Origin of the sequence: Pseudomonas sp. LAIL14HWK12:I1 (assembly GCF_003202095.1) — a bacterium.
GTDB classification, from domain to species: domain Bacteria; phylum Pseudomonadota; class Gammaproteobacteria; order Pseudomonadales; family Pseudomonadaceae; genus Aquipseudomonas; species Aquipseudomonas monteilii.
In genome coordinates this window covers 289,116-302,642 of record NZ_QJKG01000001.1, presented here as the reverse complement: position 1 = coordinate 302,642, position 13,527 = coordinate 289,116, and the positions used below count along the sequence as shown (strand labels likewise).

The 13,527-nt window shown below is 65.1% G+C and carries 8 protein-coding genes; 3 read left to right on the top strand and 5 right to left on the bottom strand.

The features are described from left to right. Nucleotides 1–11 precede the first annotated feature (11 nt). From D906_RS01475 to D906_RS26570, 5 genes are all read right to left on the bottom strand, one after another. Nucleotides 12–2,786, bottom strand: coding sequence for a malto-oligosyltrehalose synthase (locus D906_RS01475; RefSeq protein ID WP_027615039.1), 2,775 nt, complete (start codon nt 2,784–2,786; stop codon nt 12–14). After that, the gene (gene malQ / locus D906_RS01470; protein ID WP_025753436.1) at nt 2,783–4,852 is read right to left on the bottom strand and encodes a 4-alpha-glucanotransferase; all 2,070 of its coding nucleotides are present in this window, start codon (nt 4,850–4,852) and stop codon (nt 2,783–2,785) included. The genes D906_RS01475 and malQ overlap by 4 nt, the downstream gene beginning before the upstream one ends. Then, on the bottom strand, nt 4,849–6,591 hold the full coding sequence (treZ, locus tag D906_RS01465; protein WP_027615038.1) for a malto-oligosyltrehalose trehalohydrolase: 1,743 nt from the start codon (nt 6,589–6,591) through the stop codon (nt 4,849–4,851). The genes malQ and treZ overlap by 4 nt, the downstream gene beginning before the upstream one ends. A gap of 14 nt (nt 6,592–6,605) precedes the next feature. Next, on the bottom strand, nt 6,606–8,165 hold the full coding sequence (gene glgA, locus D906_RS01460) for a glycogen synthase GlgA (protein ID WP_019096703.1): 1,560 nt from the start codon (nt 8,163–8,165) through the stop codon (nt 6,606–6,608). Nucleotides 8,166–8,729: 564 nt separating this feature from the next. Then, nucleotides 8,730–8,897: a DUF6026 family protein gene (locus D906_RS26570; protein WP_019096704.1), complete on the bottom strand. Its 168-nt coding sequence runs from the start codon at nt 8,895–8,897 to the stop codon at nt 8,730–8,732. Between the two features lie 204 nt (nt 8,898–9,101). Here D906_RS26570 and gnd point away from each other — a divergent pair, with 204 nt between their 5' ends. The 3 genes from gnd to D906_RS01445 all read left to right on the top strand — a co-directional run bounded on the left by gnd (nt 9,102) and on the right by D906_RS01445 (nt 13,457). Next, the gene (gene gnd, locus D906_RS01455; RefSeq protein ID WP_019096705.1) at nt 9,102–10,085 is read left to right on the top strand and encodes a phosphogluconate dehydrogenase (NAD(+)-dependent, decarboxylating); all 984 of its coding nucleotides are present in this window, start codon (nt 9,102–9,104) and stop codon (nt 10,083–10,085) included. Continuing rightward, nucleotides 10,082–11,578, top strand: coding sequence for a glucose-6-phosphate dehydrogenase (gene zwf, locus D906_RS01450; protein ID WP_019096706.1), 1,497 nt, complete (start codon nt 10,082–10,084; stop codon nt 11,576–11,578). Before gnd ends, zwf begins: the two co-directional genes overlap by 4 nt. Before the next feature lie 82 nt (nt 11,579–11,660). Then, the gene (locus tag D906_RS01445) at nt 11,661–13,457 is read left to right on the top strand and encodes a glycoside hydrolase family 15 protein (RefSeq protein ID WP_025753440.1); all 1,797 of its coding nucleotides are present in this window, start codon (nt 11,661–11,663) and stop codon (nt 13,455–13,457) included. Nucleotides 13,458–13,527 lie beyond the last annotated feature (70 nt).

The following is a 13,527-nucleotide window of genomic DNA, read 5'->3' as shown; positions in this document are numbered from 1 at the left end:
GCTCCTGATGCTCAAGATTGTTGTATCAACAGGTTGACCGGAAACTCTGCCAGCACAGCGCTCAACATCAGCTCCCTAGAAGGGCTGACCGCCGCACAGGGGAAAAGTCCCGTCGAGTTGGCAGGCGACAAGGCAAACGGCAGTACCAGCCGGGTGTCGTCCCAGTTCTGCGCCGGGATCAACGGGGTTGCAGCGCCGCCCAGCAGGCCACTGGTCAGGCGTGGGGCGACGACGATGGCGCGTTCGCCTTCACCCAGACGGGCAAAGGCGATCACATGGTCTGCATGCCGGCCTTGCACCGTCAGCGGCAGGTAGGCGCCGCGGCGGAACAGGTCGGCGTGGGCCTGGCGGCAGTCCAGTAGCCGGGCGATCAAGGCCTGCTTGATACGGCCGTCGCGCCAGTGTGCCAGCAGCTCAGTGGTGGGCGTTGCATCGTCCAGAGTGGCCCGCCTGCAAGCGTAGTCCACGGCGCGGCGGTTGTCCGGATCGACCAGGCTGAAGTCCCAGTATTCGTTGCCCTGGTACAGGTCGGGTACGCCGGGCGTGGTCATGCGTAGCAAGGCCTGCACCAGGCCATTGAGGGCGCCGGGGCAGGCCAGCAGTTGCGCGGCATCGGCCACGGATTTGCGCAGTTGCTGGTTCTCGTTGTCCAGCAACAGGCTGTCGATGTAGCGGGCACAGGCACTTTCGTAGCCTTCGTTCGGGGCGCTCCAGCTGCTGCGCAACTTGGCTTCGCGCAGGGCTTTCTGCTGCCACTGGCGAATGCGCTCCGCATACTGGCGCAGGGCATTGCCATCGTGGAGGTCGAGGTCCAGCGGCCAGCTGCCGAGCAGGGTTTGCAGCAACATCAGTTCGTCGCCGGGGCTGGGGGCCTGACCATCTTCCAGCTGCGTACGTAGCGGTTCGGCCAGCTCGCGCCAATGTTCTACCCGGCTGGCCAGCCACGGGCCACGCTCGCTGAGCACGGCCAGGCGTGCGCGGGTGTCTTCGCCGCGCTTGTGGTCGTGCGTGGCGGTGGCCAGCAGGTTGTCGGGGAAGTCGCGCAGGCGCCGTTGGGCTTCGTTGTGGAAGTGCATGGGCGAGGCGCTGAAACGTTCAGCCTCGAAGCCGACGTCGTTGCGCGACAGCAGCCGGGCACTGCGGTAGAAGGCGGTGTCCTCCACGGCTTTGGCAGCACTGGGTGCGGTCAGCTGCTGGAAGCGCACGCAGGCGTGACGCAACTGTTTACGGGCGCGGCCCGGTGGCAGGTGCCGCCAGCCTTGCCCGCCCAGCCATTGCTCAAGCTGCTCCAGCAGCGGCCAGTCGGCTTCGCCCAGGTCCTGCCGGGCATTGGCCAACGCTTGCTGGAAAAACCCTTCGTCTTCAGCCGGGCGCCCACAGGCGTTGAAGTAGGTGCGGTACACCGGGTAATGCGCCACCAGTGCCTGCAGGGCCCGGCGAATCGCACCCAGGGTCAGGTCGCGGGTCATCAGGTCGTTGCGGGCAACCTGCAATAGCGCTTGGGCCACCGATTCGCAGTCCCCTGCCAGGCTGGCGTTGAGCACCAGGTGGCGCGCCTGACGCACTTCTTCAGGGAAGTCCGGGCGCTCGGTCACGTTGGCCCACAGTTCCGTCAGCGGCGTTTCGCCGGTCGGGTCGTGTTGCAGCAGCGAGACCTGGTTCATGAACTCGTAGCCGGTGGTGCCGTCGGTGAGCCAGTCGCGGTGCAGGTGTTCGTTGGCGCCGAGGATTTTCTCCACGTAGATCGGGAAGTGCTCCAGGGCAGCCTGCAAAGGCCGGCGTGCCAACAGGCCATCGACGCGCCGGCGCAGCTTGCGGCAGTAGCCACGTGGGTCGGCAAGGCCGTCGATATGGTCGATGCGCAGGCCGTCCACCAGGCCGCGTTCGATCAGTTCGAACAGCTTGGCGTGGGTGGCCTCGAACACCGCCGCGCGCTCCACCCGCAGCCCGCCCAGCTCGTTGATGTCGAAAAAGCGCCGCCAGTTGATGTCGTCGGCGGCGGTGCGCCAGCTGGCCAGGCGGTAGGTCTGGCGCTCCAGCAGCAGGTGCAGGCGCTTGAAGCCGGCCTCGCTGCGGCTGTCGAACGCCAGCAGGGTCGAGTCGAAGTCGGCGCCCTCGCGTGCCAGGCGGGCCAGCTCGGCTTGCAGCGGGAGGGCATCGGCAAGCGGCGTGGCCGAGTCGCTCAAGGCGGTGAAGTGCTCGGCCAGGGCTTTCAGGGCCGGCTCCGGGCTGAGCGCCAGGATCCAGCCATAGTCGACTGGGCAGATCGGGAAGCGGTGCTCGTAATGCGCCACTTGCAGCAGGCCGTGATGCTTGTCGAATTCCAGCGGTATCTCGCCATGCTTCAAGGCCACGCCATAGTCGCTGCCCAGGAACGGCAGCAGCAGTTGCCCGGCCAGCAGCGGGTCGCTGGAATGCCACTGGATGTCGAAGAATTCTGCATACGGGCTGCGCCGGCCCCAGGCCAGCACGCTCTGCCACCAGGGGTTGTCGGCGCCGCCCACAGCCATGTGGTTGGACACCGTGTCGAGGATCAGCCCCATGCCATGCTGGCGCAGCGCGGCGACCAGCCGCTCCAGTGCCGCCTCGCCGCCCAGCTCGGGGTTGACGCAGGTCGGGTCGACCACGTCGTAGCCATGGCGCGAGCCAGCACGGGCTTTGAGGATGGGCGATGCATACAGGTGGCTGATGCCCAACTGGGCGAAGTACGGCACCAGCGGCACGGCATGGTCAAGGGTGAAGTCGCTGTGAAATTGCAGGCGCAGGGTCGCGGTCAGCGGCTTCATTGGTCACGCTCCCAGGCCTGTTCGCGGGCTTGGGCCAGCAATTCCAGGCGGCGTGCGGCATCTTCGTCATCGAGCAGATCGCGCACTGGCAAGGCGAAGCGCCGGCGCCAGTTGGGATGCCCGGCGGTGGTGCCCGGCAGGTTGGGCTGCTCGTCACAGCCGAGGAGGTCTTCCAAAGGCACCAGCACCAGTGGTGCGCGGGTATGGCCGACGTAGCGGATGGCGGCATCGATCAGCGCGTCGTTGTCCTTCAACGCACCGTAGTTGGCTTCCAGGGTGCGGCGCAGGCCGTCGTGCTCTTTCTGGCGGTCGTGGCGCCAGTGCAATTCGGTGGCGGCATCGATCAGCTGCAAGCGGTGGCTCCAGTCGATGTCGCGGTTTTCCAGCCAGCCGGCCAGGGGCGCCAGGTCGTGTGTGCCGGTGGTGGCCAGCGCGTTTTCCGGCCAGTCGAGAATCGGCTTGAACTGGCCGGGCTGGGTTTGCTCGAAGGGCAGCACGCGCATGCCCAGCACGGCTTTCTCTGCCAGGGTTTCGCGCAGGCCATCGGGCACGGTGCCCAGGTCTTCGCCGAGAATGATCGCCTGGTGGCGCACCGACTCCAGCGCCAGCAGGCGCAGCAGGTCGTCCAGTGGGTAATTGAGGTAGGCACCTTCACTGGGCTTGGCGCCCTGTGGGATCAGCCACAGCCGGCGCAGGCCCATCACATGGTCGATGCGCAGCCCGCCCGCGTGGGCGAGGTTGGCCCGCAGCATTTCGATGAAGGCGCGGTAGCCATTGCGCTTGAGGCCTTCGGGCGAGAACGCGCAGATGCCCCAGTCCTGCCCGGCGCGGTTGAGGATGTCGGGCGGCGCACCCACCTTGAGGCCCGCCAGCAGTTCGTCCTGGCGGCTCCAGGCCTGGCTGCCGGCACCGTCGGCACCCACGGCCAGGTCGGCGATCAGGCCAACGCTCATGCCGTTGCTGCGGGCGGCTTCCTGCGCTCGCTGCAGGCCCCGTTCGGTCAGCCATTGGCAAAAGGCATGGAACTCGACCTTGGCCGGGTAGGCGTTGGCAAAGGCTTCAACTTCAGGGTGGTACGGGTCGTGCCAGGCCTTGGGCCAGTTGCGCCAGTCGGCGCCCAGGCCATGCTCTACCGCCTGTGCTTGCAGTACCTCGAAGCGGCAGTGGTGCTCAAGCGCCTGGCCGCCGGCTTCGCGGAAGCTGTCGAAATCCGCGCGCAGTGGATGGTTGCCCTGGCTAAAGCCTTGGTACAGCGCTTCGAGCAGGCGCAGTCGGGCGCTGGCGGCGCGTGGCCAATCGACCAGTGAGCGTTGTTCCAGCTCTTCCAGTTGCTGCTCCAGGCCGCAGGCTTCGATGGCCATGCGCACCTCCCGTTCACCCAGCAGCGCAGCGGGGCTGGCGTACAGGGTGTTGAGCAGCAGGCGGCTGGAGGGCGAGTAGGGGCTGTAGTGCTCCTGGTCGATGGCCGACAGGGCGTGGATCGGGCTGATGGCCAAGGCATCGGCGCCGCGTTCGGCAGCGGACCGGGCCAATTGTTCCAGGGCCAGGCAATCGCCGTAGCCGCCGTCGCCGGGGCGGCGCAGGCTGTACAGCTGCACGGCCAGGCCCCAGCAGCGCGGCGGGGGTTGCGGCACCTTGTCTTCCAGGCTGTGACAGCGCGGCGGTGCCACGGCCACGGTGAAGCGGCGGCTGTCGATTTCAACGTGGTGGTAGCCGATGGGTAGCTCGCCGGGCAGGCGCGCCTGATCGTCGAGGCTGAGGGTACGCGAGGTGTGGTCTTCCAGGGTGCAGTGCGCGACGCTGGCCGCACTGAAGTAGCGTGCCAGCGCCAGTGGCTGGCCAAGGTCGGCGGTCAGCAGTGGTGGCAGGTGCTCGCTGTCTTCTGCTGCCTCCACAGCGCGCAGGCTGGCGGCAATCGCGGTGTCATCGGCGGCGGGGTGGCCCAGGCCTTCCAGAATATTGCGCAGCACTTCATCACTGACGCGCTGGGGCCGGGCGTTGGCGTCGACCCAGTCGCGGCTCAGCCCGACGCGGTTTGCCAAGCGGTGCAGGGCGGTTTCGCTCATGGACGCTCCAGATCAGGGGGAAACAGGCTGACCACACAGCTGTAGGCCGCCAGTTGGCTATCGGGGTGTCGGGTGTCGCTGCTGTCGAACAGCCGAGTGGACGCTGCGGGTAATTCGATGGACTGCGGTGTGTCGCCCAGGTTCAGGTCAATACGCAGGGTGTTGCCATCGCCCAGGCGCCAGCGTGCGGTCAGCGCCTTTTCGCCGTGCACCTCGGTGCCCAGTGAACGGCTACCGGGCAGGTGCGGGATGACATGGCGGTGGCGCAGGTCGAGCAGTTGCTGGTACAGGCCGTGCCAGCCGGCGATCACTTCCTTGTTTTGCGGGCGTGACGCTTCGAAGGTCTGTTCGGCGTTGGGGTCGGGAATGCGTGCGCGTTGCTCGGGGTCGGCGAACGCGTTGAAGTGAGCGAATTCGCCGCGCCGGCCTTCGCGCACGGCGTCAGCCAGCTGATCATGAAAGTCGGTGAAAAACAGGAACGGCCGGCAGCTGCCATCGTCATCGCCCATGAACAGCAGCGGGATCATCGGTGCCAACAGCAGCAGGCCAGTGGCCGCCCGCAAGGCCGGCGGCGGGCACAGGCGGGTCAGGCGTTCGCCCAAGGCGCGGTTGCCGACCTGGTCGTGGTTCTGCAGGAACAACACAAAGGCACTGGGCGCCAGGTGCCCGCTGGGTTCACCGCGTGGCGTGCCATGGCGGTTGGCCTGGCCCTGGAACACGAAGCCTTCGGCCAGGCAGCGCGCCAGCTGGTCGATGGGGCGTTGCTGGTAATCGGCGTAGTAGCCTTCGGTTTCGCCGGTCAGCAGCACATGCAGGGCATTGTGGCCGTCGTCGTTCCACTGGGCGTCGAAGCCCTGCTCAAGCAGGCCGGCCTGGTTGTGCTCGTTCTCCAGCACCAGCCACACCTGGCGGCCAGGTTCCACGGCGGCGCGCACGCGTTGCGCCAGCTCGATCAGGAAATCGGGCTGGTCGATGGCATGCACGGCATCCAGGCGCAGGCCATCGCAACGGTAATCGCACAGCCACATCAGGGCGTTCTGGATGAAGTACTCGCGCACCTGCGGGCGGCGGAAGTCGATGGCGGCGCCCCAGGGCGTCTGCCGGTCTTCGCGGAAGAACGGGCTGGCGTACTGGTGCAGGTAATTGCCGTCGGGGCCGAAGTGGTTGTACACCACGTCCACCAGCACCATCAGCCCCAGGCCGTGGGCCTGGTCGACCAGTGCACACAGCTGCTCGGGGGTGCCGTAGGTGTTTTGTGGCGCGAACGGCAGCACGCCGTCGTACCCCCAGTTGCGCTCGCCGGGGAACTGCCCCAGCGGCATCAGCTCAATGGCACTGATGCCCAGCTCGGCCAAGCGTGGCAACTGTCGGGCAACCCCGGTGTAACCCTCGAGCAGGCCGACATGCAGCTCCTGGATCACCGCTTCGTGCCAGGGGCGACCTTGCCACGGGTGTTGCCAGGTGTAACCGGCCACATCCACCACCTGGCTCGGCCCCTGTACCCCTTCAGGCTGGTAGCGCGAGGCCGGGTCGGCAACCCGCAGTTCGCCGTCGATACGGTAGTGGTAACGGTCACCGGCCTGACACGGTGCAACGCCGGTGTACCAGCCATCTTCATCCGGCAGCAGCGCGATGGCCGGCTGCTGCTCCAGTTCCACGCTCACGCTGCGCGCATCGGGTGCCCAGAGGGCGAAGCGCGCCGACGTGGCGTCCAGCAAGTGTGCGCCATGCCTGTGCATCTTCTGACCCTCGCTCAGTAATGGCTCAACTGTGCCTGCTTGACCAGGTCCTCGTAGAGGCGGGCGTAGGGTTCCACCGCCTGGCACCAGTTGAACGGCTGAGTCATCGACAGGCAGCGCATGGCGTTCAGCAGGTCCTTCTTGCCGTACACATAGAAGGCGCGGCTGAGTGCCTGGCGGTAGCTCTCGACGGTGGACTCGTTGAACAGGAAGCCGGTAACGCCACACTCGATGGTGTCGGCCAGCCCGCCAGTGTTGCGCGCCACCGGCAGCGAGCCGAAGCGCTGTGCATACATCTGGCTGAGGCCACACGGCTCGTAGCGCGACGGCATCAGCAAGAAGTCGCTGCCGGCGAACATGCGCCGGGCGTCGGTTTCGTTGAAGCCGATGCGCACGCCGATGCGGCCCGGGTGGCGCAGCGCCAGCTCGCGCATGGCCTGTTCCTCTTCGGGCTCGCCTCGGCCGATGATCGCAATCTGCCCGCCTTGCTCGACGATGTAGTCGGCCACGCCCAAAGTCAGGTCCAGGCCTTTCTGGTAGACCAGCCGCGATACCACGGCGAATAGCGGACCGTCAGAATCCTCCAGGCCGAACAGCTCGCGCACTTCATGGGCGTTACGCGCCTTGCCTTCCCAGTCGTTGATGCTGAAGTTGTGCTGCAGGTGCTTGTCGGTGGCCGAGTCCCAGCTTTCATCGATACCGTTGGGAATACCCCCGAGCAGACCTTGCTGGGCCTTGCTGGCGAGGAAGCCGTCAAGGCCGCAGCCAAATTCGGGTGTGGTGATTTCCCGGGCATAGGTGGCGCTGACCGTGGTGATGTGGCTGGAGTAGGCCAGGCCCGCCTTGAGGAACGACAGCTTGCCGTAGAACTCCATACCTTCCTGCTGCATGGCGTGGTCGGGAATCGCCAGCTCCGGGCTGCATCCCCGGCTGTACACACCCTGGTAGGCCAGGTTGTGAATGGTGAACAGGGTAGGCGTGCTTAGCCCGCGCCAGTGCATGTAGGCCGGGGCCAGGCCGGCGGGCCAGTCATGGGCGTGCACCACTTCGGGTGTCCAGTGGATCTTGCCTTCGCCTGCGGCGATTTCGGCCGCAGCCAGGCCCAGGCGGGCGAAGCGGATGTGGTTGTCGGGCCAGTCGCGGCCATTGTTGGCACCATAGGGCGTGCCGTCGCGCTGGTACAGTTCGGGGCAGATCAGCACATAGATCACCAGGCCGTCGGCCATGTCCATGCGCCCGATCTTGCACGGCGGCAGTGCCGCGTGGCCGCCCAGTTCACCGACGATGTGGATGGGGTTGTCGCTATCCATCACCTGGCGGTAGCCGGGGATCAGCACCCGCACATCGTGCAGGTGCGCCAGGGCGCGGGGCAGGGCGGCAGATACGTCACCCAAGCCACCGGTTTTCACCAGGTCGGCGATTTCCGACGTCACGAACAGGATCTTGCGCTTGTTGGGGTTGTGCTGGCGCTGGGCGCCGGGTGCCGTGCCTGTCTTGGCGAAGTCCGGGGTTAGCGGCTCGCGGTTGTCCGGGTTGAATGAATCTACGTGAGGCTCGACAGCGGCACTGATCATACTTCTCTCCGTCCCTATGCTTTGGCCGGGTGCTGGCACCCGTGGCGATATATCGTGTGAGTTCTCTCTAATTCGGATCTGCGTAGTGCGTTCCATGCCCCTGAGTCGTGCGCGCAGGCACAGCGCTGTCGGCATTCCGGCCGCAGGCGAGTGGACTGGTTGGGGTGGGTGGGCCGTGGCTGGGAGTGCCCCATCCGTTTGGCCTACTTAATTCCTGACCTACCGGCTTTCCTTAAAGTTCGACTTTTTTACGTCACTCTTCCCTTGAGCAAATGGCGGGCCGAAAACCGAGTGTAGGAGAGAACGCGATAAAAATGTGACCCACTGGTCATTAATGTGAGGTGCGAAATAGACGCAAACGTTGGCGTATGTGGCTGGATGTGAAAAGGTTTGCCCGAGGCGTTTTGCGGGTGCGCCAAATTGTGGCTGGAATGGCAGCTTGCACCATAGTGGGGCGATGGAAGGGTGTTTGCGTCTTTGCCAGTGACCCGCGTAGGGGCCTGACCTGGAAAAGTAGAGTCAGCAGGTGGGAGCCCTACAGCCCCCACTGAGAGGAAGGAAAGATCAGAGGCTGACGGCCTTGCCGTCGGTACGCGCTTGCGCCAGCAGCAGGTTCAGTTGGGCGACCTGCTGGCGCAGCTGGTCACATTCGTCTTTCAGTTTACGCAGCTCATCACGGCGCACGGAGACATAGAGTGTCTGGGTTGGGGTTGCAGGCATCAAGGTACCCATGAGCACACCTCGCGGTTTTGGCTGGTGACAAGTCAAAGCGTAGACGCTTCACGCGGGGCGCATTCTGAATTCTTTTGCAGGGCTTGGGAACTTTTTTGTTTATCGTGGTCTCGCCGTTCGTCGCTGAACCCTCATGCGGTACGCTGGACTAATCTGGAAAGCTGGACTGTGTCGTCAACCATTTCGTAAGGGGAGCATCGGCTCATGCAACTGGGAATCGTCGGGCTGGGCCGCATGGGCGGCAATATCGCAAGGCGCCTGATGCGCGCCGGCCACCGCACCGTGGTACACGACCGCAACCGAGAGGCCATCACCGGGCTGGAAGGCGAGGGTGCTCAAGGCGCACACGACCTCGGTGCGCTGGTACAAAAACTGAAAGCGCCGCGCGCAGTGTGGGTCATGCTGCCGGCCGGCGAGCCGACCGAGCAGACCATCGCCCAGCTGGCCGAACTGCTGGAGCCGGGCGATGCGATCATCGACGGCGGCAACACCTTCTACAAGGACGACATGCGCCGCGCCGCTGAACTGGCCAAGCGCGGCCTGCATTACCTGGACGTGGGCACCTCCGGCGGTGTGTGGGGCCTGGACCGTGGCTACTGCATGATGATCGGTGGTGAAAAGGACGTGTTCGAGCGCCTGGAGCCTTTGTTCAAGGCGTTGGCGCCGGGCGTGGGCGACATCCCGCGTACTCATGGCCGCAGCGGTGAGCATCAGCGTGCCGAACACGGGTATATCCACGCCGGCCCACCTGGCGCCGGGCACTACGTGAAAATGGTGCACAACGGCATCGAATACGGCCTGATGCAGGCCTACGCCGAAGGCTTCGACCTGTTGCGCAGCAAAGGCGGCAACGAGCTGCCCGAAGAACAGCGCTTCGACCTGAACGTGGCCGAGATCGCTGAAGTGTGGCGGCGCGGCAGCGTGGTCACTTCGTGGTTGCTCGACCTCACCGCCGATGCCTTGGTCGCCGACCCGCAGCTGTCGCAGTTCAGCGGCTCGGTGTCCGACAGTGGCGAGGGCCGTTGGACCATCGACGCCGCTGTGGAACAGGCAGTGCCGGTGCCGGTTTTGTCCAGCGCGCTGTTCGCCCGCTTCCGCTCGCGCCAGCAACAGGGCACCTACGGTGACAAGATCCTCTCGGCCATGCGCCTGGGCTTTGGTGGCCATGTCGAGAAGAAAGCCGAATGACCAAACAGACCATTCCTGCTGCACCGCCTTGCACCCTGTTTCTGTTCGGCGCCAATGGCGACCTGGTCAAGCGCCTGCTGATGCCGGCGCTTTACAACCTTAGCCGCGACGGTTTGCTGGACCGCAACCTGCGCATTGTCGGCGTCGACCATAATCCGGCCAGCGCCGAGGATTTTGCCGCGCGCCTGCATGCGTTCATGGTCGAGCGGGACAAGGGCACGGCCAAATGCCTGGACGAGAAACTGTGGGCCCGCCTGGCCAAGCGCCTGGATTACCAGACTGGCGATTTCCTTGACCCGGCGACCTACCAGGCCATCGCCAAGCGTATCGAGAAGTCCAGCCACGGCAATGCGATCTTCTACCTGGCAACCTCGCCGCGCTTCTTCCCCGAAGTAGCCCAGCGCCTGGGGCAGGCCGGGTTGCTCGACGAGTCTGCAGGGGGCTTTCGCCGTGTGGTGGTCGAAAAGCCGTTCGGCACCGACCTGGCCAGCGCCGAGGCGCTCAACGCCTGCCTGCTGAAGGTGATGGGCGAGCGGCAGATTTACCGCATCGATCATTACCTGGGCAAAGAAACGGTGCAGAACATTCTGGTCAGCCGTTTTTCCAATGGCTTGTTCGAATCGTTCTGGAACAACCACTACATCGACCATGTGCAGATCACCGCTGCGGAAACCGTCGGCGTCGAAACCCGGGGCGCGTTCTACGACAGCACCGGGGCCTTGCGCGACATGGTCCCCAACCACTTGTTCCAGTTGCTGGCGATGGTAGCCATGGAGCCACCCGCAGCGTTCGGCGCCGATGCCGTGCGCAGTGAAAAGGCCAAGGTGGTCGGCGCCATCCGCCCGTGGTCGGCGAAAATGGCCCTGAAAAACTCCGTGCGCGGCCAGTACGTCGCCGGCAAGCAGGGGCGCAAGCCGCTGCCCGGCTACCGCCAGGAGGCCAACGTCGCTGCCGACAGCCAGACCGAAACCTTCGTGGCACTGAAGGTCATGATCGACAACTGGCGCTGGGCTGGCGTGCCATTCTACCTGCGTACCGGCAAGCGCATGAGCGTGCGCGATACGGAAATCGCCATCTGCTTCAAGCCCGCGCCCTATGCGCAGTTTCGCGAGTCGGAGCTGGAGCGCCCCAAGCCCAACTACCTGAAAATCCAGATTCAGCCCAACGAAGGCATGTGGTTCGACCTGCAGGCCAAGCGGCCGGGGCCGGAGCTGGTGATGGAGAACGTCGAGCTGGGCTTTGCCTACAAGGACTTCTTCAAGATGACCCCGGCGACCGGCTACGAGACCTTGATCTACGACTGCCTGACCGGTGATCAGACCCTGTTTCAGCGCGCCGACAACATCGAGAACGGTTGGCGCGCGGTGCAGCCGTTTCTCGATGCCTGGTCGCAGGATGGCGAGGTGCATGAGTACCCGGCGGGTGAAGATGGGCCCGAGGCTGGCAATGAACTGCTGGCGCGGGACAAGCGCGAGTGGCATCGGCTGGGGTGAGGTTCTTGTTATGCCTGTGCTGGCCCTTTCGCGGGCGAGCCCGCGAAAGGGCCAGCACAGGCAACCACATCAAGGAGGTTGAATGCCCACCCACATCGAAGACTACGCGCTGCTGGGCAACTGCCGCAGCGCTGCCCTGGTCAGCCGTGATGGCTCGCTCGACTGGCTGTGCCTGCCACGCTTCGACGCCCCAGCCGTATTCGCCGCACTGCTGGGCAACGAAGAAAACGGCCGCTGGCGCCTGGCCCCCAGCGACCCGGTCGAGCACAGTAGCCGGCGTTATCTGGACGATACCCTGGTGCTGGAAACCACCTGGGTCACCGCCACTGGCCGTGCCCGCGTGCTCGACTTCATGCCTTTGGGCGAGGTCAATTCGGTGGTGCGAATCGTCGAGGGCATCTCTGGTGAAACCAACTTCGAAATGGATCTGGTCATGCGCTTCGATTACGGGCGCAGCGTGCCCTGGGTGGAACGGCTCGACCCACTCACCCTCAGCGCCGTCGCCGGCCCTGACCGGCTGATCCTGTGCAGCACCGTGCCGCCGCATGCCCGCGACCACCATACCGTCGCCCGTTTTCGCGTTGGTACAGGTGAGCGGCATATCTTCAGCCTGCGCCATCAGCCCTCGCACCTGCCAGTGCAACCCGACCGCGACAGTGACCAAGCCCTGGCCCACACCATCGATCAATGGCAGGCCTTCGCCGCCCGTTGCCCGCAGGTAGGCCCCTACACGGCCTTGGTGCGCCGTTCGTTGCTTACCCTCAAGGCAATGACCTACGCGCCTACCGGCGGCATCGTCGCCGCCGTTACCACCTCGCTGCCCGAGCGCCTGGGTGGGGAGCGTAACTGGGACTACCGCTTCTGCTGGCTGCGCGACGCCACCATGACCCTGCTGGCGTTCATGAACCTGGGCTATTTCGACGAAGCCCAGGCCTGGCGGGAATGGCTGCTGCGTTCGGTGGCTGGCAACCCTGAACAGATGCAGATCATGTACGGCCTGGCTGGCGAGCGCGACTTGCAGGAATACACGTTGCCGTGGCTGGCCGGTTACGAGCATTCGCAACCCGTGCGGGTGGGCAACGCCGCTTCGCAGCAGATGCAGCTGGACATCTACGGCGAACTGGCCGATGCCATGACCCAGGCGATCAAGGGTGGCTTGCCGCGCCACCCGCGCAGCGCTGCCATTTCCCGCCTGATCCTGCCTTACGTCGAGCGCATCTGGCGCGAGCCGGACGAAGGCATCTGGGAAGTACGCGGTGGCCGGCAGCAGTTCGTGCACTCCAAAGTGATGGCGTGGGTCGCCTTCGACCGTGCTGCGGGGCTGGCCGACACCACGGAGGAAGGCCGCGAGCGTGGGCGGCATTATCGCCAGGTGGCCGATGAGATTCACCGTGAAGTCTGTGAGCGCGGCCTTGACGCCAGCGGTCTTTATTTCGTCCAGGCCTACGGTTCTTCAGAAATGGACGCCAGCCTGTTGCAGGTCGCCCTGACCGGATTTCTGCCGGCAGATGATCCACGCTTTTTACGCACGCTTGAACAGATCGAACAGCGCTTGCTGAAGAACGGCCTGCTGTTGCGTTACGACAGCGACAGTTGCAGTGATGGCCTGACGCCCGGGGAGGGTACTTTCCTGGTGTGCTCGTTCTGGCTGGCTGACGTGTATGTATTACTCGGGCGCCAGGCAGAGGCGCAGGCGCTGTATGAACGCCTGACCGGCCTGTGCAACGACCTTGGCCTGCTGGCCGAGCAATATGACCCGGCCGGCCAGCGCATGCTTGGCAACTACCCTCAGGCGTTCAGTCATATCGGCATCATCAACACTGCGCTCAACTTGCACCGGGCACAGTGCCCGGTGCGTGACCGGGCGAGTTGCAGATAGGTGCGACGTGCACCAAGGGATTGCACCACGTTGGAGCAAGCGGAGTAGACTAGGCCAAACCCCTTAGGCA

What these genes read in the sequence shown, in the direction of transcription:
- D906_RS01475 (WP_027615039.1), bottom strand. Translation starts at nt 2,786, where the DNA reads ATGAAGCCGCTGACCGCGACCCTGCGCCTGCAATTTCACAGCGACTTC.
- malQ (WP_025753436.1), bottom strand. Translation starts at nt 4,852, where the DNA reads ATGAGCGAAACCGCCCTGCACCGCTTGGCAAACCGCGTCGGGCTGAGC.
- treZ (WP_027615038.1), bottom strand. Translation starts at nt 6,591, where the DNA reads ATGCACAGGCATGGCGCACACTTGCTGGACGCCACGTCGGCGCGCTTC.
- glgA (WP_019096703.1), bottom strand. Translation starts at nt 8,165, where the DNA reads ATGATCAGTGCCGCTGTCGAGCCTCACGTAGATTCATTCAACCCGGAC.
- D906_RS26570 (WP_019096704.1), bottom strand. Translation starts at nt 8,897, where the DNA reads ATGGGTACCTTGATGCCTGCAACCCCAACCCAGACACTCTATGTCTCC.
- gnd (WP_019096705.1), top strand. Translation starts at nt 9,102, where the DNA reads ATGCAACTGGGAATCGTCGGGCTGGGCCGCATGGGCGGCAATATCGCA.
- zwf (WP_019096706.1), top strand. Translation starts at nt 10,082, where the DNA reads ATGACCAAACAGACCATTCCTGCTGCACCGCCTTGCACCCTGTTTCTG.
- D906_RS01445 (WP_025753440.1), top strand. Translation starts at nt 11,661, where the DNA reads ATGCCCACCCACATCGAAGACTACGCGCTGCTGGGCAACTGCCGCAGC.